We start from the raw sequence: 21771 nt of genomic DNA, 5'->3' as shown, positions 1-21771 counted from the left end.
TGATGGCTGTAGTTCGGCTTCCTTAGCATGCCTGCACACCGGCTTGCCGCCCTTGCCCCGGGAGCCGACGCCGGTGCCGCGCCGGGCGGCCGCCAGTCCGCACCCACGAACAAGGAAGACACTTAGATGCCGACCCCTCCGTCCGCCTCACCGAGGCGTGCCCCCATGCCGCTGCTGTCGCTCACCGCCGCCTTGCTGCTGGCCGCCTGTGGCGGCGGCTCGGGCTCGGACCCGCAGGAGCCCGGGCCCGGCACGCCGCCCCCCGCCGAAACGCCTGCCGAGCTGGCCTTCTGCAATGCCAGCAGCACCGAGACTGTCCTGCACGCGGTGCCGGGCTCGGTGCCCGCCGTCGTCGGCACGCCGGACATCGAGACCGTGCGGGTGCACTACAAGCGGCGTGATGGCCAGTACCAGCGCTGGGGACTGCACCTGTGGGACGGCAACGGCATCGACCGCAGCCGCCTGCCGCTGCAAGACACCGAGCTCAACCAATGGGGCCAGCCGGTGCCGCTCAGCAAGATGCCCGGCTACACCGTCGACGGCGACGAGGCGGTGTTCGACATCCCCGTGCTCAACCCCACGGCCGACGCGCAACGCCAGGCCCTGAGCTTCATCATCCATGGCTTGCCGGGCGCCGGCAATCCGGGTGTCGACGACAAGGACGGGCGCGCCAGCGACACGGTGGTGCGCTTCGCCAACCTGAAGATCGAGGGCCGCGTGGGCCATGTCTGGGTGCTGCAGGAAGATGCCACCGTCTACCCGGCCGAGTCCGACATCGGCAAGCTGCAGCTCGGGCAGGCCAGCGCCGTCTGGCTGAACCGGCGGCTGCTGCAGTGGCCGGGCCAGGCCGCGGAGGGCACCTACAAGCTCTACCACTCGGCCACCGGGCAAATTGTGATCAACCGCGGCGCGCCGGTGCAGGGGGCTGACGGAGCGCTGCCCCTGCAAGCCGGTGCAAGCGTGCCGGCCCCGGCGGCGGAGCGCTTCAAGTACGTGGCAGCCGGCCCGATCCTGAGCGTGGGCGAAGCCGATCTCGCGCGCCTGGCGGGCCTGCGGTCCCACCAGCTCGTGCTGGTGCGCGAGGATGCCGGAGGCCGCGCCCTGGATGCCACCAGCACGCAGATCGCCGGTGCACTGGACGACCAGTTCGCCAGCGCGGCCGAGGTGCACGACCTGGGCGCCACGCCCGGCACCCCCGCCACCACCCTGAAGCTGTGGGCGCCGACCGCGCAGCGGGTGCTGGCCTGCGTGTACGACGACGGCAGCGCCGCAGCCCGCCAGGTGATGCCGATGCAGCGCGATGCGGCAACCGGCGTCTGGAGCCTGTCCGCCGCCGGCGACCTGGGTGGCCGTTACTACACCTACCTGGTGGAGGTGTTCGTCAACGGCGTCGGCGTGGTGCGCAACCGCGTCACCGACCCCTATGCGGTGAGCCTGACCACCGATTCCAGGCGCGCCTACATCGCCGACCTGAACGCGGCAGCCCTCAAGCCGGCCGGCTGGGATGAGCATGCCGCTCCCCGCCTGGCGGCGCAGGTCGACATGTCGATCTACGAGCTGCATGTGCGCGACTTCTCGATCAGCGACGACAGCGTGAGCCCGGCCCACCGCGGCAAGTACCTGGCCTTCACCGAAGCCGGCTCCAACGGCATGAAGCACCTCACCGGCCTGGCCCGCGCCGGCCTGACCGATGTGCACCTGCTGCCGGTGTACGACCTGGCCAGCGTGCCGGAAAGCGGCTGCACCACGCCGGCGCTCTCGGCCGACACGAGCGACTCCGCCGCCCCGCGCGACGCCCTCAAGGCCGTGAAGGACAGCGACTGCTACAACTGGGGCTACGACCCCTTCCACTACACCGCGCCGGAGGGCAGCTACGCCACCGATGCAGCCGACGGGGCCCGGCGCGTCCTGGAGTTCCGCCAGATGGTGCAGGCACTGCATGCGGCCGGCCTGCGGGTGGGCATGGACGTGGTCTACAACCACACCTTCGCCGCTGGCCAGAACGCACGCTCGGTGCTCGACCGCATCGTGCCCGGCTATTACCACCGCCTGGGCGCCCAGGGCGCGGTGGCCGACTCGACCTGCGGCGGCTGCGGCAACACCGCGACCGAGAACACCATGATGGCCAAGCTGATGATCGATTCGGTGCGTACCTGGGCCACCCAGTACCGCATCGACTCGTTCCGCTTCGACCTGATGGGCCACCAGCCGCGGGCGGTGATGGAGAAGCTGAAGGCGGAGGTGCGGGCGGCCACCGGCCGCGACATCCACCTGATCGGTGAAGGCTGGAACTTCGGCGAGGTGGCGGATGGCGCCCGCTTCGTGCAGGCCTCCCAGCTGTCGCTCAACGGCAGCGGCATCGGCACCTTCAGCGACCGGGCGCGCGACCGCATTCGCGGCGGCGGCTGCTGTGACGACGGTACGGCCTTCAAGCGGCAGGGCTGGGTCACCGGCCTCTTCTACGACCCGAACGAGTCGGCCAGCGGCCACACCGTGGAGGAGCTGATGGACCATGCCGACCTCATCCGCCTCGGCCTGGCCGGTTCCCTGCGCAGCTACAGCTTCCAGGCCCGCGACGGCAGCGTGAAGCGGGGCGACCAATTGCGCTACGGCGACGTGCCGGCCGGCTACGCCAGCGCCCCGGACGAGGTGGTGAACTACTACGAGAACCACGACAACCGCACCTTCTGGGACGGACTGGCCGCCAAGCTGCCGAAATCCACCAGCCTGGAGGACCGCGTGCGGGCCCAGGCGCTGGCGGCGGCGCTCAACAGCTTCAGCCAGGGCATCGCCTACTTCCATGCCGGCAGCGACGTGCTGCGCTCGAAGTCGATGGACAGCAACAGCTACAACTCGGGCGACTGGTTCAACCGCCTGGACTGGAGCTACGCCACCAACCACTTCGGCACCGGCCTGCCGCCCAGCGGCGACGAGGCGCTGGCCCGCGAGACGCTCGCACCGGCCCACCTGGCCCGGCTGCGGGCCGGGCGGCCCCAGATCGAGCAGGCCCGCGACATGTTCCGCGACCTGCTGCGCATCCGCGCCAGCAGCGCACTGTTCCGCCTGCGCAGCGCCGCCGAGGTGCAAGCCCGCCTGCGCTTCCACAACACCGGCCCGGCGCAGCAGCCGACCGTCATCGCCGGCCACCTCGACGGCCGCGGCCTGGACGGCGCGGGCTTCGACGACGTGCTGTACCTCATCAACGTCGACAAGGCCACGCATACGCTGACGATCGCGCCCGAGAAGGGCAAGGCCTATGGGCTGCACCCGGTGCACCTCGACGGCGCCGACCGCCGGCCCGCCGAGCAGGCCGCCTACGACGCGGCCACCGGCGCCTTCACGGTGCCGCCGCGCACCGCGCTGGTGTACGTGGTGAAGCGCTGAGACGGGCCCCTGGGGCACACCCTGAGCCGCACCGGGGGCGGCTCGCATAGCATCGCCTGGCCCGCCACGGAAAGAAGGAGTCCAGACGATGTTCGTTGCCATCCGCCCCCTGGCCTTGTGCCTGTTGCTCGCTGCGGCCGGCGCACCGCGGGCCGAGCCAGCCCCCTCGCTGGAGCCGGCCGTGCTGCAACTGCTGGACGAGCGCATCGCTGCCGCCACGCCGCACCTGGTCGAGTGGCGTCGCGACATCCATGCCCATCCCGAGCTGTCGGGCCAGGAGCAGCGCACCGCCCGGCTGGTGGCGGCCCACCTGCGCCGGCTCGGCCTGGAGGTGCAGACCGGCATCGGCGGCACCGGCGTGGTGGGCACGCTGCGGGGCGAGCTGCCCGGCAAGACGGTGGCCCTGCGGGCCGACATGGACGCCCTGCCGCTGCAGGAAGCCACCGGCCTGCCTTTTGCCTCCCGCGCCACCGGCATGCACCAGGGCCAGGCGACGCCGGTGATGCACGCCTGCGGGCACGACGGCCACACCGCCATCCTGATGGGCGTGGCCGAGGTGCTGGCTGGCCTGAAAGCCCGCCTGCCCGGCACCGTGCGCTTCATCTTCCAGCCTGCCGAGGAAGGCCAGCCCGACGGCGCGGACAGCGCGCCCGGGCGCAGCTGGGGCGCCAAGGCCATGGTGGAGCAAGGCGCGCTGAAGGACGTGCAGGCCATCTTCGGCCTGCACCTCACGGCCAACCTGCCGCTGCACACGGTGGGCTACCGCAGCGGCCCGCTGATGGCGGGCTCCGACGGCCTGCGTATCGTGGTCAACGGCCGCGGCACCCACGGCTCGGCGCCGTGGACCGGGGTGGACCCGGTGCTCGCCGCGGCCCAGATCGTCACCGGCCTGCAGGCGGTGGTCAGCCGCCAGCTCAACATCACCCAGGAGCCGGCGGTGCTGACCATCGCGTCCATCCACGGCGGCAACCGCAACAACATCATCCCCGACTCGGTGGAGATGCTGGGCACGCTGCGCACCTTCGACGAAGGGATGCGGGCAGATGCCAAGCAGCGCATCACGACGACCGCCGAGTCCATCGCCGCCGCCAGCGGCGCGCGGGCCAGCGTGAGCTTCAGCCCCACCGCCTACAGCGTGACGAGCAACCCGCCGGCCCTCGTCGACGCGATGCTGCCGGCCTTGACCCTGGCTGCGCGAGGCCGGTTGACGACGGTGCCCAAGATCAGCGGGTCGGAGGACTTCTCCGAGTTCCAGAAGGTGGTGCCGGGCTTCTTCTTCGTGCTGGGCGCCACGCCGGCCGGCAAGGAAGCGGCGAGCGCGCCGGCCAACCATTCGCCGGCCTTCGACTTCAACGAAGAGGCCCTGCCGACCGGCGTGCGCCTGCTGTCGGTGCTGGCGCTGGACTTCCTGCAGCGGCAGAGGTGAGGCGGGCCGGCATCGCCCCGTGTCGGTGTTTGGCCGATGGCGCGGCCGCCGCGTCGCGGCGAAGCTCGGCGATAGCACGAACCCGCTCCAGGAGGACCTCATGCCCCATCCGCTCGATGACGTCGTCGGCTTCATGAAAGCGCAGGAACTCCGGCTGGTGACCGCCGAGTCCTGCACCGCCGGCCTGATCGCCGCCACCCTGGCTGACGTGCCCGGCGCCGGCGCCCTGCTCGAGAGCGCCTACGTTGTGTATTCGCCCGAAGCCAAGCAGCGTTGCCTGGGCGTGCGGCCAGAGACCATCGAGCACCACAACCTCACCAGCGAGGAAGTGGCCCGCGAGATGGCCTGCGGCGCGCTGCGCCAGAGCCCGGCCAACGTGGCGATTGCCAACACCGGCGTGGCCGACGCGGTGGACGACGACATACCGGCCGGCACCCAGTGCTTCGCCTGGGCGTTCCGCGACGAGAATGTGCCGGACAAGCTGCGCGTTTTCTCGGAAACTCGCAGGTTCGACGGCAGCCGCAACGAGGTTCGCCAGCGCAGTGCCGAATACGCACTGCAGCGGCTGCCCTTCCATCACGGCCAAGCCGCCGGCCGGGCCGGCTGAGCGGCGGCCCTTGCCCACCTCACTCCAGGGAGAACCCATGTCTTCAGAGGCCAGCCCCCCGCAAGCCCCCGCACCCCACGTGCGCCAGGCCGAGATCGCCCGAGCGCTGGAAGTCGCCCCGACCTTCGATCCGGCACAGGAGATCGAGCGGCGGGTCGCCTTCCTGGCCGACTACACCCGCCAGGCGCGCGCCCGCGCGCTGGTGCTGGGCATCAGCGGCGGTGTGGATTCGACGGTCGCGGCACTGCTCGCGCAACGCGCCGTCGAGCGCTTGCGCAGCGAGGGCCACGAGGCCCGCTTCATCGCCATGCGGCTGCCCTATGGCGAGCAGCGCGACGAAGCCGACGCCCAGCGTGCGCTGAAAGTGATCGGGCCCGACGAGACGCTGACCGTCAACATCAAGGCGGCGGTCGACGGCATGGCGCAGGCGCTACGCGAGGCCGGCGTGACCTACCGCGACGCGGCGCACGAGGACTTCGTGGTCGGCAACGTCAAGGCACGCCAGCGCATGATCGCGCAGTACGCGGTGGCCGGCGCGCGGGGCGGCCTCGTGATCGGCACCGACCAAGCCGCCGAAGCCTTGATGGGCTTCTTCACCAAGCACGGCGACGGTGCCGCTGACCTGACCCCGCTGACCGGCCTCAACAAGCGCCGTGTGCGCGCCCTGGGGCAGGCGATGGGCGCGCCCGACGAGCTGGTCTACAAGGTGCCGACCGCCGACCTGGAGTCGCTCTCGCCGCTGAAGCCGGACGAGGCCGCCTTCGGCGTCACCTACGAGCAGATCGATGACTTCCTCGAAGGCAAGCCGGTCTCGCACGAGGCCGAGCTGATCATCCTGCGCACCTACGATGCGAGCGCGCACAAGCGCGCGCTGCCGGCCACTCCCTAAGCCGGGGCGTCCCCGGGGTGCCACCCGGGCCAGCGGCATCGCCGGCCAGCTGCTGGACAGTGCGCCTGCCGCACATCACCGGCAGGCAGGCGGTGCAGGGCGTCGCGACCCGGGTCGCCGGCCACCGCTGCGCCAGGGGGCTCGAATGCCGGCAAGCCGGCGCCAAGGCCGGCATCCCCGGGGAAGGGGCGGTGCTTCCGCGCCGCCGGCACCGGATCGCCACTGGGGCTAACCCGCTTGCCAGCCGGCAGCGATCCGTCAATAAACGGCGCTGTCATGAACCGCCCCTACCCTGTGCGGTTCATTCATCGACCAGGGGGCCTCAGCGGCCCCGCGTTGTGCTGGAGCCGTACCGATGAGATGCAAAGCCGCCCTGTGGGCGACCGCCCTGGCCGGGGCCCTGACCTCGGCCCCCGCCGTTGCGCAGACCGAGATCCAGTGGTGGCACTCGATGGGCGGAGCGCTCGGCGAATGGGTGAACGACCTGGCCCGGCAGTTCAACGAAAGCCAGCGCGACTACCGCATCGTGCCCACCTTCAAGGGCAGCTACGACGAGGCGATGACCGCGGCCGTGGCCGCCTTCCGGGCCGGCAATGCGCCGCATGTGCTGCAGGTCTTCGAGGTGGGCACCGCGACGATGATGTCTGCCAAGGGCGCCATCAAGCCGGTGGCCGACGTGATGAAGGAAGCCGGCCAGCCCTTCGATGTCACCGCCTACGTGCCTGCGGTGGCCGGCTACTACGCGGCGGCCGACGGCCGCCTGCTCAGCTTCCCGTTCAACAGCTCGACCACCGTCTTCCACTACAACAAGGACGCCTTCAAGGCCGCCGGCCTGGACCCCGCCCAGCCACCCCGCAGCTGGCCCGAGGTGGCGCTGGCCGCGGCCAAGCTGAAGGCGGCCGGCCACAAGTGCCCCTTCACGACCAGCTGGATCAGCTGGACCCAGCTGGAAAGCTTCTCGACCTGGCACAACACCGAGTTCGCCACGCTGCGCAACGGCTTTGGCGGCACCGCGGCCCGGCTGAGCTTCAACTCTCCGCTGCACGTGCGGCATTTCGAGAACCTGGCCAACATGGCCAAGCAGGGCCTGTTCGTCTACAAGGGGCGCGGCAATGCGGCCGACGCCACCTTTGTCTCCGGCGAGTGCGCGATGATGACCGGCTCCTCGGGCCTCTACGGCAACATCAAGCGCAATGCCAAGTTCTCGGCGGGCATCGGCACCCTGCCCTACTATCCGGACGTACCCGGCGCGCCCCAGAACACCGTGATCGGCGGCGCCAGCCTGTGGGTGATGGCCGGCAAGAAGCCGCAGGAATACCAGGGCGTGGCGCGCTTCTTTGCCTTCCTGTCGCGGCCCGAGGTCGCGGCCGCCAGCCACCAGCGCACCGGCTACCTGCCGGTCACGACGGCGGCCTTCCAGCTGACCGAGAAGGCCGGCTTCTATGCGCAGAACCCGGGCACCGACGTGGCGGTGGCCCAGATGATCCGCAAGACCACCGACAAGTCGCGCGGCATCCGGCTCGGCAACTTCGCGCAGATCCGCACCATCCTTGACGAGGAAACCGAGCAGCTGTGGGCCGGCCGCAAGTCGGCCAAGGAAGCGCTGGACAGCGCCGTCAAGCGCGGCAACGAACAGCTGCAGCGCTTCGAGCAGGCGAACCGGCGTTGAAGGCGTGGGCACCGGCCGCCTCGCTCGGGCGAGCCGGCCGGACTGCCCGCTGCCTCGCCCGCTTCCCTTTGGCAGGCAAGGCCAAGCGCGCCGGGCCGCCGGGGATGACGATATAAGGACCCACACGACCCCGCCTCACCGCAAGACCGATGGAAAAACGTGTCCGGTTCCGATCCAGGTGGCTGCCCTGGGCGCTGATCGCGCCGCAGATGGCGGTCGTGCTGGTGTTCTTCTTCTGGCCGGCGGCCCAGGCGCTCTACCAGAGCGTGCTGTCGCAGGACGCCTTCGGCCTGTCGGTGGAATACGTCGGCGCGGCCAATTTCGAGCGGCTGTTCGCCGACGAGGGCTACCTGCAGTCCTTCAAGACGACCGCGCTGTTCTCGCTGCTGGTGGCGGTCTGCGGCCTCGCCTTCGCACTGCTGCTGGCGGTGCTGGCCGACCGGGTGGTGCGCGGCGCCGCGGTGTACAAGACCTTGCTGATCTGGCCCTATGCGGTGGCGCCGGCGGTGGCCGGGGTGCTGTGGATGTTCCTGTTCGCGCCCTCCATCGGCGTGGTCAGCCATGCCCTGGGGCAGCTGGGCATCCAGTGGAACCACCTGCTCGATGCCGGCGACGCGATGGCGCTGATCGTCATCGCTGCGGTGTGGAAGCAGATCTCCTACAACTTCCTGTTCTTCCTGGCCGGGCTGCAGTCCATCCCGCGCTCGCTGATCGAGGCGGCCGCCATCGACGGCGCACGGCCCTGGCGGCGCTTCTGGACCATCGTGTTCCCGCTGCTGTCGCCCACCACTTTTTTCCTGCTGGTGATCAATGTGGTGTATGCCTTCTTCGACACCTTCGCCATCGTCGATGCAGCCACCCAGGGCGGGCCCGGCAAGGACACCGCCATCCTGGTCTACAAGCTCTACCACGACGGCTTCAAGGCGATGGACATGGGCGGCTCGGCGGCACAGTCGGTCATCCTGATGCTGATCGTCGTCGTGCTCACGGTGCTGCAGTTCCGCTATGTCGAGCGCAGGGTGCAGTACTGACGATGAGGGAGACACGCTGCCATGGTTGAACGCCGGCCGGTCCTGACGGCGCTGTCGCACCTGGTCCTGGTGCTGGGGGTGCTGATCGTCGCCTTTCCGGTGTGGGTGACCTTCGTCGCCTCCACCCACAGCGCCGAGCAGATCGCCCAGAGCCGGCCGCTGTCGCTGCTGCCGGGCACGCATTTCCTCGACACCTATGCCCGGGCACTGTTCGGCGGCATGGGCGAGTACGGCGGCATGAAGGCGCCGGTGGGCCGCATGATGTGGGTCAGCTTCGTCAGCGCGATGATCATCGCGGTGGGCAAGATCACGATCTCGCTGCTCTCTGCCTTCGCGGTGGTGTACTTCCGCTTTCCGCTGCGGCAGCTGTGCTTCTGGATGATCTTCGTCACGCTGATGCTGCCGGTGGAGGTGCGCATCGGCCCCACCTACGAGGTGGTGAGCCAGCTGCACCTGCTCAACAGCTACGCGGGCCTGACGGTGCCGCTGATCGCGTCGGCCACCGCGACCTTCCTGTTCCGGCAGTTCTTCCTGACCGTGCCGGACGAGCTGGTGGAAGCCGCCCGCATCGACGGTGCCGGGCCGATGCGCTTCTTCAAGGACGTGCTGCTGCCGCTGTCGCGCACCTCCATCGCCGCGCTGTTCGTGATCCAGTTCATCTACGGCTGGAACCAGTACCTGTGGCCGCTGCTGGTCACCACCACCGAGGACATGACCCCGGTGGTGATGGGCATCAAGCGCCTGGTGGCCGGCGAGGCCTACACCGAATGGAACGTGGTGATGGCCACCGCCCTGCTGGCCATGCTGCCGCCGGCGCTGGTGGTGCTGCTGATGCAGAAGTGGTTCGTCAAGGGCTTGGTGGATTCCGAAAAATAGACGCAGCCGGCCCGGCCGGCGCACCAGGAAGGTACTCATCCAGGATGGCATCCCTCTCGATACGCAAGGTCGTCAAGCGCTACGGCTCGGGCCCGCGGGCGGCGCAGGTGATCCACGGCGTCAGTGCCGAGATCGCCGACGGCGAGTTCATCGTGATCGTCGGCCCGTCGGGTTGCGGCAAGTCCACGCTGCTGCGCATGGTGGCCGGCCTGGAGGAAGTGAGCGAAGGCGAGATCGCGATCGGCCCCCGGGTGGTCAACCAGCTGGAGCCCTCCGAGCGCGACATCGCCATGGTGTTCCAGAACTATGCGCTCTACCCGCACATGAGCGTCTACGACAACATGGCCTACGGGCTCAAGATCCAGGGCCTGCCGCGCGACGCCATCCGCCAGCGGGTGGAGAAGGCGGCGGCCATCCTGGAGCTGGGCGCGCTGCTGCAGCGCAAGCCGCGCGAGCTCTCCGGCGGGCAGCGCCAGCGGGTGGCGATGGGGCGGGCCATCGTGCGCCAGCCGCAGGTCTTCCTGTTCGACGAACCCCTGTCGAACCTGGACGCCAAGCTGCGGGTGCAGACCCGGCTGGAAATCCAGAAGCTGCACCGCGAGCTGGGCATCACCTCGCTGTTCGTGACCCACGACCAGGTCGAGGCGATGACGCTTGCGCAGCGCATGATCGTGATGAACGCCGGCCGCATCGAGCAGATCGGCACCCCCGAGGCGGTGTATGCCAGCCCGGCCACCACCTTCGTGGCCAGCTTCATCGGCTCGCCGCCGATGAATTTGATCGAGGGACATCCCGAGGGCCTGTTCTTCATGGCCGGCGGCGAGCGCCTGGCCCTGCCCGCCGGCACCGAGCTGCCGCTGGCCGGTGCCACCCTGGGCGTGCGGCCCGAGCACCTGGCGGTGGGCGACAGCGGCTGGCCAGTGACCGTCGAGATGGTGGAAGTCCTGGGCGCCGAGCGGCTGCTGTACGTGAAGCTGGGCAGCACCTCGCTGGTGGTGCGCACCGACGACGCCCAGCTGCGCCCGCAGGTCGGCGACCGCCTGCATGTGCGGCCACACGCCGGCAAGCTGCACTGGTTCCATCCCACCACCCACCAGCGGCTGGACGCATGAACGACACCGTTGCGCCAATGGCCATCGACTGGCCCTACCCCTTCTGGCTGGCCCATCGGGGCGCCGGCCGGCTGGCACCCGAGAACACCCTGGCTGCCTTCCGGCACGGGGCGTCCTTTGGCTGGCGCATGTTCGAATGCGATGTGAAGCTCAGTGCCGACGGCCAGCTGTTTCTGCTGCACGACAGCACCCTGGAGCGCACCACCGACGGCCGCGGCATCGCCGGCGAGCAGCCCTGGCCGGCGCTGAGCCGGCTGGATGCCGGCGGCTGGCACAGCCGGCAATTCGCGGGGGAGCCGTTGCCGACCCTGGACGCCATTGCACGCTATGTGCTGCGCAACGGCTTCCACCTGAACGTCGAGATCAAGCCAACACCCGGCACCGAGCGGGCCACCGGCGCGGCCGTGGCGCAGCGCTGCGCCGCGCTGTGGCGCGAGCAGCACCGGCCAGCGCCGGCCAGCCTGCCCTTGCTGACCTCCTTCCAGCCCGACGCCTTGCAGGCGGCCCTTGACACCGAGCCCACGCTGCCCCGCGGCCTCTTGCTCGACCACTGGCGCGAAGGCTGGCTGGCCGAGGCAGCGACACTGCGTTGCGCCGCGGTGGTGGCCCACTGCGCGATGCTCGACGCCGCGGCCATCGCCCAGATCCATGCCGAAGGCATGCGGGTGCTGAGCTACACGGTGAACGACCCGGGCGAGGCCGAGCGGCTGCTGGCCGCCGGGATCGACGGGCTGATCACCGACGCGGTGGACCGGTTCTCGCCAGCAGGCGGCATTTCAGGCTGAGAGAAGCGGACGGGAAGCGCATCGAAGACGCCGGCAGCCCAGGGTTGCTGCGGGGACGGCGTGGTTCTCGGGCAGCCCCGGGAAGAAGACGCGACACACCGACGCAGATCGGATGAAGCCTCAGCCGCAGTCCTCACCACGCTTGCGTGCCGACCACCGAGCCCGCCGCTGACCCCGGCCCGCCCGCAGCGGCACCTGCCCTTCCTGCCCTTCACCCCAGAACCGACCGCAAGGACCGATGCAGCGCTTCCTGCCGGCCGCAGTGCCGCGGCGCCCTCACGCCGGAAAGAACCACAGCAAGGCGAACGTCATCCCCAGGTAGCGCAGCAGCTTGCCGATGGCCATGTAGAACAGGCAGCGCCAGAACGGCATCTCCAGCCATCCCGCCACCCCGCACAGCGGGTCGCCGACGATCGGCAGCCATGACAACAGCAGTGACTTCGGCCCCAGCCTGCCCAGCCAGTTCAGCAGCCGCGCCTTCGGGTGCTTGTGGGTGAGGTGCTCGTAGGCCTTCTCGGCGCCGTAGCCCATCCAGTAGGTGATGACGCCGCCCAGCGTGTTGCCGGCGGTGGCCACCGCGATCGCCGGCCACAGCAGGTGCGGGCTGAGCTGGATCAGCCCGAACAGGGCCGGCTCCGAGCCCAGCGGCAGCAGGGTCGCCGACACCAGCGCCACCAGGAACAAGGTGCTCAGACCGTATTCCGGCAGCGCCAGCATCGCGAGCAATGGGTTCAGCCACTCTTCCATGGGGCGCGATTATCGGGAGTCGACCCCGGCGCCGCCGTCGGCCAGCCACCGACGCATCCGCCGGCCGGCCCGTGTCCAGGCGCGCTGCGCTGGGAGCAGGGCTTCGTTGCCGGCGCGGTCCCGCCAACCGCTATACTCTGCCTCCTTTTTCAGCACTCCCACACCCTTTTCCCGCATGCGCATCGGCCCGTTCGAGTTGGCGAACACGCTTTTTGTCGCGCCCATGGCAGGCGTCACGGACCGGCCGTTCCGCCGGCTGTGCAAGCGCCTGGGCGCCGGCTACGCGGTCAGCGAGATGGTGACGTCGCGCAAGGACTTGTGGGACAGCCTGAAGACCTCCCGGCGTGCCAACCACGACGGCGAGGTGGCCCCCATCGCGGTGCAGATTGCCGGCACCGAGCCCATCATGATGGCCGAGGCCGCCGCCTACAACATCGCCCGCGGCGCGCAGATCATCGACATCAACATGGGCTGCCCGGCCAAGAAGGTGTGCAACAAGTGGGCCGGCTCGGCGCTGATGCAGGACGAGACCCTCGCGCTGCGCATCGTCGAGGCGGTCGTCACCGCCTGCGCACCGCATGGCGTGCCGGTCACCCTCAAGATGCGCACGGGCTGGTGCCAGCAGCACAAGAACGCGCTGGCCATCGCCCGCGCGGCCGAATCCGCCGGCATCGCGATGCTGACCGTGCATGGCCGCACCCGCGAGCAAGGCTACAAGGGCGAGGCCGAGTACGACACCATCGCCGCGGTGAAGGCCGCCTTGTCGATCCCGGTGGTCGCCAACGGCGACATCACCAGCCCCGCCAAGGCGCGCGCGGTGCTGCAGGCCACCGGGGCCGATGCGCTGATGATCGGCCGGGCCGCCCAGGGCCGGCCGTGGATCTTCCGCGAGATCGCCCACTTCCTCGCCACCGGCGAGGTACTGCCGCCGCCGCGCGTGCGCGACGTGCAGGCCTGGCTCACCGAGCACCTGCACGACCACTACGACCTGTACGGCGAGTTCACCGGCGTGCGCACCGCCCGCAAGCACATCGGCTGGTATGTGCGCGCATTGCCGGGCGGTGAAGAGTTTCGCGCCCACATGAACACGCTGCAGACCTGCGAGCAACAGCTGCTGGCAGTGTCTGACTTCTTCAATCGACTGGCTGCGTCCCAGGAGCGCCTGCCCACCGCGGGCGCCCCGCTGGCCGACGAAGCCGAGCCCCAGACCCGGGAAGCCGCATGAGCAAGAAAAACATAGAAGAGTGCATCCGCAGCAGCTTGGAGTCCTACTTCAAGGACCTGCGCGGCGAAGAGCCGCATTCGATGTACGACATGATCCTCACCATCGTCGAGAAACCGCTGCTGGAAGTGGTGATGCAGCAGGCCGACGGCAACCAGTCGCGCGCCGCCGAATGGCTGGGCATCAACCGCAACACGCTGCGGCGCAAGCTCGTCGAGCACAAGCTGCTCAAGTAGCCGCCTCCTTTCCTCCTGCAGCGGTCCCCGCCCGCTTTTTCTCCTCCCTACCCAGGCCCCTGATCATGCAAGCCCTGCTCTCCGTATCCGACAAGACCGGCATCGTCGAATTCGCCCAAGCCCTGCACGCCCAAGGCGTGAAGCTGCTGTCCACCGGGGGCACGGCCAAGCTGCTGGCCGAGAAGGGCCTGCCCGTGACCGAAGTGGCCGAAGTCACCGGCTTCCCCGAGATGCTCGACGGCCGGGTGAAGACGCTGCACCCCCGCATTCATGGCGGCCTGCTGGCACGGCGCGACCTGCCCGAGCACATGGCGGCGCTCAAGAGCCACGGCATCGGCACCATCGACCTGCTGATCGTCAACCTCTATCCCTTCAAGCAGGCCACCGCCCGGCCTGACTGCACGCTGGAAGACGCCATCGAGAACATCGACATCGGCGGCCCCGCGATGCTGCGCGCCGCGGCCAAGAACTGGCAGGACGTGGCGGTGGTGATCGACCCGGTGGACTACGAGCGGGTGCTGGGCGAGCTGAAGGCCGGCAAGATCGAGCGGGCCACCAAGTTCATGCTGGCCAAGAAAGTGTTCGCGCACACCGCCGCCTACGACGGCATGATCACCAACTACCTCACCGCGCTGGAAGACGGCGCCGAGAGTGCCACGGCCGAGGTCCCCAAGCGCGCCGACTGGCCGGCGGTGTTCAACCTGCAGCTGCACAAGACGCAGGACATGCGCTACGGCGAGAACCCGCACCAGGGCGCGGCCTTCTATCGCGACGCCGCACCGGTGGCCGGCAGCCTGGCCCACTGGCGCCAGCTGCAGGGCAAGGAGCTGTCGTACAACAACATCGCCGATGCCGACGCCGCCTGGGAATGCGTGAAGACCTTCGACGCGCCGGCCTGCGTGATCATCAAGCACGCCAACCCCTGCGGCGTGGCGGTGGCCGGCAACGCGGCCGAAGCCTATGCCAAGGCCTTCAAGACCGATTCGACCTCGGCCTTCGGCGGCATCATCGCCTTCAACCAGACGCTGGACAAGGCCGCCGCCGAGCAGGTGGCCAAGCAGTTCGTCGAGGTGCTGATCGCCCCCGGCTACAGCCCCGAGGCGCTGGAGATCTTCAAGGCCAAGCAGAACGTGCGCCTGCTGCAGGTGCCGATGGCGCGTGAACCGAATCCCTTCGACCTCAAGCGCGTGGGCGGCGGCGTGCTGCTGCAGTCGGCCGATGCCAAGAACGTCAGCGCTGGCGAGCTGCGCGTGGTCACGACCAAGCAGCCCACCCACGAGCAGATGCAGGACCTGCTGTTCGCCTGGAAGGTGGCCAAGTTCGTCAAGAGCAACGCCATCGTCTTCTGCGCTGGCGGCATGACGCTCGGCGTGGGCGCGGGGCAGATGAGCCGCATCGACTCGGCCCGCATCGCCTCCATCAAGGCCGACAACGCCGGCCTGTCGCTGGCCGGCTCGGCAGTGGCGAGCGATGCCTTCTTCCCGTTCCGCGACGGGCTGGACGTGGTCTGCGACGCCGGCGCGACCTGCGTGATCCAGCCGGGCGGCAGCATGCGTGACGACGAAGTCATCGCGGCAGCCAATGAGCGCGGCATCGCCATGGTGCTGACCGGCACGCGCCACTTCCGCCATTGATCCGCGGCAACTGAGCCTGCGGCCCGGGGGGCGGCGGCCCCCACCCCCGGGGGATCGGCCGGCCCCCTTCATTTTTGTGCGGCCCTGGCCGCTACCATGCCTGCATGAGCCTGTCCAACACCACGGGACTGCTGCTGTCCTTCATCGCGCGCCTGGTCACCGGCGCGCAAGGCCACTGGTACGGATGCGTGCCGAAGGCCGAGCAGCGGATCTATTTCGCCAACCACCAGAGCCACCTCGACTGGGTGCTGATCTGGTGTGCCCTGCCTCGCGAGCTGCGGTCCCACACCCGGCCCATCGCGGCCAAGGACTACTGGACCTCCACGCCCTTCAAGCACTGGCTGACGCGGGAGGTCTTCAACGCCGTCTATGTCAACCGCCAGCGCACCGATGACCAGGACCCGCTGGAGCCGCTGGTCGAGGCGCTGCGCAACGGCGACTCGCTGGTGATCTTTCCCGAGGGCACGCGCAGCAACCTGGGCGACCCGCAGGCCTTCAAGTCCGGCCTCTACCACCTGGCGCGGCAGTTCCCCGAGGTGCAGCTGATTCCCGCCTGGATCGACAACGTGCAGCGTGTCATGCCCAAGGGCGAAGTGGTGCCGGTGCCCATCCTCTGCTCGGTCACCTTCGGTGCGCCGATGCAGCTGCTGCCCGACGAGGACAAGCGGGCCTTCCTCGACCGCGCCCGCGAGGCCGTGACCTCGCTGCGCAAGCTGGGCCGGAGCGCGTGATGAGCGACATGCTGAAATACCTGCGCAACCTGAGCGCCGGCGAGCAGATCGGCTGGTTGTTCGTCATCGTCTTCGGCATCCTGGGCCTGGCCACGGTGCTCGGCATCGCGCTGAGCATCAAGGCCGCCGACGAGTCCCAGCAGGAGGCGGCCGAGCGCTTCAAGCGCCAGCTGCGCACCTCCTGGATCATGGTGACCGTGTTCTGGATGGCCTGGATCGCCGGCACCTTCGTCTCGGTGCTGCTGTTCGGCACGCTGTCCTTCCTGGCGCTGCGCGAGATCATCACGCTTTCGCACACCCGCCGTGGCGACCACCGCAGCCTGATCGTGGCCTTCTTCGTCGTGCTGCCCGTGCAGTACTACCTGGTGGGGGCGCGCTACTTCGACCTGTTCTCGGTCTTCATCCCGGTCTATGTGTTCTTCGCCATCCCGGTGATCAGCGCCGTGGCCAACGACCCGGAGCGCTTCCTGGAGCGCAATGCCAACATCCAGTGGGGCATCATGGTCTGCATCTACGGGCTGAGCCATGCGCCGGCGCTGCTGCGGCTGGACTTCCCGCGCTATGAGGACCGGGGCGCCTTCCTGGTGTTCTTCCTGGTGTTTGTCGTGCAATCCTGCATGGTGGTGCAGGGCTATGTCGCGCGAAACTATCGCTCGCTCAAGCCGGTGGCGCCGCGCATCAGCGCGTCGTTTTCCTGGGGTTCGGCCTGGGCCGGGGTGATCGCGGGCGGGCTGATCGGCACGCTGTTGTACTGGATCACGCCCTTCAAGCCGGGGCAGGCGCTGGGCATGTCGCTGATCGCCTGTGCCGCCGGCACGCTGGGGCATTTCGTCATGAAGGCATTGAAGAAGGACGCGGGCGTGCACTACTGGGGCAACGAAGGCCGGCTGGTGACCGGCGCGGTGGGCCTGCTCGACCGGGTGGCGGCGATCTGCTTCGCGGCGCCGGTGTTCTTCCACTCGGTGCGCTGGTACTTCAACATATGAGGGTGCTTGGCATCGACCCCGGCCTGCAATGCACCGGCTTCGGCCTGGTGGATGTGGAAGGGGCGCAGCTGCACTACGTGGCCAGCGGCACCATCAAGACCCGCGACGCCGCTTTGGGCGACCTGCCGGGGCGGCTGAAGATCATCTTCGACGGCGTGCAGGAAGTGGTGCGCCGCTACCAGCCCACCGCGGCCTCGGTGGAGATCGTCTTCGTCAACGTCAACCCGCAGTCCACCCTGCTGCTGGGCCAGGCGCGTGGCGCGGCGCTGGCCGGGCTGGTGAGCTGCTCGCTGCCGGTGAGCGAATACACCGCGCTGCAGATGAAGAAGGCGATCACTGGCCACGGCCTGGCCCGCAAGGAGCAGATCCAGGAGATGGTGGCCCGGCTGCTGAAGCTGCCGGCCGCGCCAGGCAAGGACGCGGCCGACGCGCTCGGCATCGCCATCTGCCATGCGCATGCGAGCCGCTCGTTCGACGCGATCACGCGCAATGGCGGGACGATGGCGCGGCGCACGCACGCGCAGTTCAAGGGGGGGCGGACCTACTGAGTCCGCTCAGTGGAAGGCCGGCCTGACCGGCCCGGCCCCCGGCGCCCTCCAGCTGGGACGCTTGAGGGCGCCGCCACATACCGGCGGGCTCTGCGGCTCACGCGGCTGCGCGCCGCCGTCTTGCGAGCAGCACCCCACCCAGCCCCGCCAGCATCAAGGCATACGTCGACGGCTCCGGCACCGCCGCCGCAAACCCGTAGGCCGAGGCCTGGAAGTCCACCAGCGCATACACCGTCGCGCCGCTGCGGTTCTCGAAGGTCACCGACAGGCTGTCGCTCGATTGCTGCTGCAGCAGCGAGCCGGGCGCATCGGCCGGCGTGCTCTCCACGCGCAGGTTGTGCAGGTCGGAGACGGTCTGCAGCGCCTCGTTCAGCGACGGCGCGCGGAACAGGGCCAGCGACAGCGCCGTGGTGCCCTGTGCTGCGGCGCAGAACACGCCGGTGCTGCAGTCGGCCACGGTGTTCACGCCCAGCAGCGACTCGGCCGAGATCGTCAGGCTGCTGCCGGCCTGGATGGCAATGAAGCTCTGCCCGTAGTTGCGCGACGCCAGCTCGGCACTCACGCTCAGGTTCATGCCCGGCCGGGTGTCGTCCAGCTCGGCCAGCAGGGAGCCGGCGGTGGCCCCCATCTCGGCCCGGCTGCGGTGCCAGACACCTGGTGCACCGTGCTCGTCGGCGGCGCTTGGCAGGGCGGAGGTTTCGTCGATGTCGCCGGTGCTGGTTCCCACCTGCAGGGGGTCGTCGACCCTCGTGTGCATCGACCAGGCATGCGCGCTCAGCCGATGGTTCAGGTCCAGCGAGGGCACCCGGCCATCACCCGGATCCAGGTCGACCACCTCGAAGCGCAGGTTGCTGAGTTCGGCACTCACCACATGGGCCTGGGCGGCCCCCATCGACAGCGCGGCCGCGGCGGCCAGGGTCACCAGCCGCAGGCTGGCAGGCATACGCAAGGGCATGGACACTCCTTGTTGAAGAGAAGGAGTGCGAACGCTAACCAACTCGGGGTGGCATGGCAAGCCACATGTGCAGGGCGGGCCATGGCTCCCCTGGCGCCGGCCCTGTGCTTCTCAGCCGAGGTTGCTCAGCCAAGGCCGCCGACCATGGCTGCCATCATGAGCAGGGAAAGCACGGCAGGCAGGGCCAGCAGCGCCACGAGCCCGACGGCGAACCACCCGCGCCCGGATTTCACGAGCAGGACCAGGCACCACACCAGCAAGCCGCCGCCACCCAGTCCCAGCAAGACGTAGGCAGGCCAGTACATGTCCGTCGGACGCCGGGCTAGAACCGCCCGTCCAGCAGCATCTCGGCCGCCAGCACCCCAAAGAACACCAACCCCGCGATCACCGTCCACTTGACGATGGCGAGCCCGATGCGGAAGTAATGCGGCCGCCGCGTGACGAGGTAGAGCCCGAAGCAGCCGACCGCGCCCACCAGCAGCAAGGCCACCAGCACGCGAACGACCGCGAACATGCCGTGCCGCCCCGCCGCCTACCAGGCGGGCGCGAGCTGCGCAAAGCCGCTCGGCGCCTGCGCCTCGTCCTCGAAGCTGACGATCTCGTAGGCGCTGGCGTCGGCCAGCACCGCGCGCAGCAGCTTGTTGTTGAGCGCGTGGCCGGACTTGAACGCGCTGTAGGCCGCCAGCAAGGGCTTGCCGACGACATAGAGGTCGCCGATGGCGTCCAGGATCTTGTGCTTCACGAACTCGTCGTCGTAGCGCAGGCCGTCGGCATTCAGCACGCGGTAGTCGTCCACGACGATCGCGTTGTCCATGCTGCCGCCCAGGCCGAGGCCGCGGGTGCGCATCATCTCGACGTCCTTCGTGAAGCCGAAGGTGCGGGCGCGGGCGATATCGCGGGTATAGCGCCCGGAAGCGAAATCGAACACCACCCGCTGGCCGGTCTGGTCGACGGCGGGATGGTCGAAGTCGATCTCGAAGGAAAGCTTGTAGCCGTGGTAGGGATCGAGTCGGGCCCACTTGAGCGATGGGCCCTCCCCTTCACGCACTTCCACCGGCTTCTTGATGCGCAGGAAGCGCTTGGGCACGCCCTGGAGTTCGATCCCGGCGCTCTGCAAGAGGTAGACGAAGGAGGCTGCAGAGCCGTCCAGGATCGGGACTTCCTCGGCCGTGATGTCGACATACAGGTTGTCGAGACCCAAGCCTGCGCAGGCAGACATCAAATGCTCCACCGTGTGCACCTTCGGCGCGCCGGGGTCGCCCCCGACCGACAGCGTGGAGGCCATCCGCGTGTCGCTGATCGCCGTCGCCGACACCGGGATCTCGACCGGCACCGGCAGGTCGATCCGCCGGAACACGATGCCGGTGTCAGGCGCCGCCGGCCGCAGCGTCAGTTCGACGCGCTGGCCGCTGTGCAGGCCGACGCCGACGGCCCGCGTCAGCGATTGGAGTGTGCGTTGTTGGAGCATGTCCGCATTCTAGGGAGTCGGCTCGCGCCCTGGGTTTGAGGCTGTTGATCGCCACGATTGAGGCGCCGGGCCGCAGGGCCGGCAGCCGTCAGGCGTGCGGAATTGCACGGACCACCCGTGCAGCCCCCAGCCTGACGGCCGCTGCCGTCCCTCCTGCCTGCGGCGCCCCGCCAGGGCTGGCCGAAGCACCGGCTCAGTCCGCCTGCTTGCGCAGGAAGGCCGGGATCTCGATCTCGTCCATCCCGTTGCTGGCCAGCGCATCGACCTTGGCAGCCGCCTGGGTGCGGCCCGAGCGCCAGACGCTCGGGGTGTTCAGGCTGCTGTAGTCGTGCGTGGTGTGGCCGCCGACATGACCGGTGTGCACCGGGCTGTTGAGCACCGGGATGTTGTCGGTGCCGGTGCGCAGCGCCGGCTGCGAGTGCACCACGCTGATCGGCGCCTGCTGGCGGCGGGCGTTGCCCGACAGGCCGGTGGCGATCACCGTCACGCGCAGCTGGTCGCCCAGGCTGTCGTCGTAGGCCGTGCCGTAGATCACATGTGCATCATCGGCGGCATAGCGACGGATGGTGTTCATCGCGTTGCGGCTCTCGCTGAGCTTGAAGGTGCCGCGCGCCGCGGCGATCAGCACCAGCACGCCACGGGCGCCAGACAGGTCGATGCCTTCCAGCAGCGGGCAGGCCACGGCCGATTCCGCCGCCTTGTGGGCGCGGTCCGGGCCCTGTGCCACGGCGGTGCCCATCATGGCCTTGCCGGGCTCGCTCATCACGGTCTTGACGTCCTCGAAGTCGACGTTCACCAGGCCCGGGATGTGGATGATGTCGCTGATGCCGCCGACCGCGTTCTTCAGCACGTCGTTGGCCTGCGCGAAGGCCTGGTCCTGGGTGACGTCGTCGCCCAGCACTTCCAGCAGCTTCTCGTTGAGCACGACGATCAGCGAGTCGACGTTGGCCTCCAGCTCGTTCATGCCGGCGTCGGCCTGCTTCATGCGGCGGTTGCCTTCGAACTCGAAGGGCTTGGTCACCACGCCGACCGTCAGGATGCCCATGTCCTTGGCCACCCGGGCGATCACCGGTGCGGCGCCGGTGCCGGTGCCGCCGCCCATGCCGGCGGTGATGAACAGCATGTTGGCGCCGTCGATGGCGTCACGGATGCGGTCCACCGCTTCCTCGGCCGCGGCCTTGCCGGCCTCGGGTTTGGCGCCGGCGCCCAGGCCGGTGGTGCCCAGCTGGATCAGCTTGTGCGCCGAAGAACGGTTGAGCGCCTGCGCATCGGTGTTGGCGCAGATGAACTCCACGCCCTGCACGCCCTGGGCCATCATGTGCTCGACGGCGTTGCCGCCACCGCCACCGACGCCGATCACCTTGATCTGCGTTCCCAGGTTGAACTCTTCGATCATCTCAATAGGCATTTGGACCTCCTTCGTCACTAGCTTCGCCTACACACTCTCAAAACGCATCCGGCGGGC

21 protein-coding genes are annotated in these 21771 nt (G+C 69.3%); 15 read left to right on the top strand and 6 right to left on the bottom strand.

Annotated elements, in window-relative coordinates; translation table 11 throughout:
- Positions 1–165 precede the first annotated feature (165 nt).
- The 9 genes from N7L95_RS20390 to ugpQ all read left to right on the top strand — a co-directional run bounded on the left by N7L95_RS20390 (position 166) and on the right by ugpQ (position 11779).
- Complete coding sequence (locus N7L95_RS20390; RefSeq protein WP_301257076.1) at positions 166–3384, top strand: alpha-1,6-glucosidase domain-containing protein; 3219 nt, start codon at positions 166–168, stop codon at positions 3382–3384.
- A gap of 88 nt (positions 3385–3472) precedes the next feature.
- Positions 3473–4810, top strand: coding sequence for an amidohydrolase (locus N7L95_RS20385; RefSeq protein WP_301257075.1), 1338 nt, complete (start codon positions 3473–3475; stop codon positions 4808–4810).
- 100 nt (positions 4811–4910) lie between these two features.
- The gene (locus N7L95_RS20380) at positions 4911–5417 is read left to right on the top strand and encodes a CinA family protein (protein ID WP_301257074.1); all 507 of its coding nucleotides are present in this window, start codon (positions 4911–4913) and stop codon (positions 5415–5417) included.
- Positions 5418–5454: 37 nt separating this feature from the next.
- Positions 5455–6306 carry an NAD(+) synthase gene (gene nadE / locus N7L95_RS20375; protein WP_301257073.1) on the top strand — a complete coding sequence of 284 codons (852 nt, stop codon included), beginning with the start codon at positions 5455–5457 and terminating at the stop codon, positions 6304–6306.
- Positions 6307–6661: 355 nt separating this feature from the next.
- Positions 6662–7975, top strand: coding sequence for a sn-glycerol-3-phosphate ABC transporter substrate-binding protein UgpB (gene ugpB, locus N7L95_RS20370; protein WP_301257072.1), 1314 nt, complete (start codon positions 6662–6664; stop codon positions 7973–7975).
- A gap of 149 nt (positions 7976–8124) precedes the next feature.
- On the top strand, positions 8125–9006 hold the full coding sequence (gene ugpA, locus N7L95_RS20365; RefSeq protein WP_301257071.1) for a sn-glycerol-3-phosphate ABC transporter permease UgpA: 882 nt from the start codon (positions 8125–8127) through the stop codon (positions 9004–9006).
- A gap of 21 nt (positions 9007–9027) precedes the next feature.
- Positions 9028–9882 (top strand): sn-glycerol-3-phosphate ABC transporter permease UgpE, encoded by an 855-nt coding sequence (ugpE, locus tag N7L95_RS20360; protein WP_301257070.1) that lies wholly within the window; start codon positions 9028–9030, stop codon positions 9880–9882.
- A 44-nt stretch (positions 9883–9926) separates the two neighbouring features.
- Complete coding sequence (locus N7L95_RS20355) at positions 9927–10994, top strand: sn-glycerol-3-phosphate import ATP-binding protein UgpC (protein ID WP_301257069.1); 1068 nt, start codon at positions 9927–9929, stop codon at positions 10992–10994.
- Positions 10991–11779, top strand: coding sequence for a glycerophosphodiester phosphodiesterase (ugpQ, locus tag N7L95_RS20350; protein ID WP_301257068.1), 789 nt, complete (start codon positions 10991–10993; stop codon positions 11777–11779). Before N7L95_RS20355 ends, ugpQ begins: the two co-directional genes overlap by 4 nt.
- Positions 11780–12055: 276 nt before the next feature.
- On the opposite strand, the gene N7L95_RS20345 is transcribed toward ugpQ, so the two are convergent.
- Positions 12056–12526: a YqaA family protein gene (locus N7L95_RS20345; RefSeq protein WP_301257067.1), complete on the bottom strand. Its 471-nt coding sequence runs from the start codon at positions 12524–12526 to the stop codon at positions 12056–12058.
- A gap of 175 nt (positions 12527–12701) precedes the next feature.
- Between N7L95_RS20345 and dusB the strand changes: the two genes are divergently transcribed.
- From dusB to ruvC, 6 genes are all read left to right on the top strand, one after another.
- Entirely contained in the window at positions 12702–13751 is a 1050-nt protein-coding gene (gene dusB, locus N7L95_RS20340) for a tRNA dihydrouridine synthase DusB (RefSeq protein WP_301257066.1), read from the top strand.
- The gene (locus N7L95_RS20335; protein ID WP_265402632.1) at positions 13748–13984 is read left to right on the top strand and encodes a Fis family transcriptional regulator; all 237 of its coding nucleotides are present in this window, start codon (positions 13748–13750) and stop codon (positions 13982–13984) included. Before dusB ends, N7L95_RS20335 begins: the two co-directional genes overlap by 4 nt.
- 59 nt (positions 13985–14043) lie before the next feature.
- A complete protein-coding gene (purH, locus tag N7L95_RS20330) occupies positions 14044–15618 on the top strand; it encodes a bifunctional phosphoribosylaminoimidazolecarboxamide formyltransferase/IMP cyclohydrolase (RefSeq protein ID WP_301260200.1) in 1575 nt (524 codons plus the stop codon).
- 104 nt (positions 15619–15722) lie between these two features.
- On the top strand, positions 15723–16349 hold the full coding sequence (locus tag N7L95_RS20325; protein WP_301257065.1) for a lysophospholipid acyltransferase family protein: 627 nt from the start codon (positions 15723–15725) through the stop codon (positions 16347–16349).
- An 8-nt stretch (positions 16350–16357) separates the two neighbouring features.
- Entirely contained in the window at positions 16358–17335 is a 978-nt protein-coding gene (locus N7L95_RS20320; RefSeq protein ID WP_301260199.1) for a phosphatidate cytidylyltransferase, read from the top strand.
- Positions 17332–17883, top strand: a complete 552-nt coding sequence (gene ruvC, locus N7L95_RS20315) for a crossover junction endodeoxyribonuclease RuvC (RefSeq protein ID WP_301257064.1) — start codon at positions 17332–17334, stop codon at positions 17881–17883. The genes N7L95_RS20320 and ruvC overlap by 4 nt, the downstream gene beginning before the upstream one ends.
- A 97-nt stretch (positions 17884–17980) precedes the next feature.
- On the opposite strand, the gene N7L95_RS20310 is transcribed toward ruvC, so the two are convergent.
- From N7L95_RS20310 to ftsZ, 5 genes are all read right to left on the bottom strand, one after another.
- Positions 17981–18838 carry a PEP-CTERM sorting domain-containing protein gene (locus N7L95_RS20310; protein ID WP_301257063.1) on the bottom strand — a complete coding sequence of 286 codons (858 nt, stop codon included), beginning with the start codon at positions 18836–18838 and terminating at the stop codon, positions 17981–17983.
- A gap of 125 nt (positions 18839–18963) precedes the next feature.
- On the bottom strand, positions 18964–19143 hold the full coding sequence (locus tag N7L95_RS20305; RefSeq protein WP_301257062.1) for a hypothetical protein: 180 nt from the start codon (positions 19141–19143) through the stop codon (positions 18964–18966).
- A gap of 17 nt (positions 19144–19160) precedes the next feature.
- Entirely contained in the window at positions 19161–19352 is a 192-nt protein-coding gene (locus N7L95_RS20300) for a hypothetical protein (protein WP_301257061.1), read from the bottom strand.
- A gap of 18 nt (positions 19353–19370) precedes the next feature.
- Positions 19371–20306: a UDP-3-O-acyl-N-acetylglucosamine deacetylase gene (gene lpxC, locus N7L95_RS20295; RefSeq protein WP_301257060.1), complete on the bottom strand. Its 936-nt coding sequence runs from the start codon at positions 20304–20306 to the stop codon at positions 19371–19373.
- Between the two features lie 193 nt (positions 20307–20499).
- A complete protein-coding gene (gene ftsZ, locus N7L95_RS20290; RefSeq protein ID WP_301257059.1) occupies positions 20500–21714 on the bottom strand; it encodes a cell division protein FtsZ in 1215 nt (404 codons plus the stop codon).
- Between the last annotated feature and the right edge of the window lie 57 nt (positions 21715–21771).

The organism is Eleftheria terrae (genome assembly GCF_030419005.1).
In the GTDB taxonomy this organism is placed as follows: Bacteria; Pseudomonadota; Gammaproteobacteria; order Burkholderiales; family Burkholderiaceae_C; genus Caldimonas; species Caldimonas terrae.
This window is presented reverse-complemented; position numbering and strand designations above follow the sequence as displayed.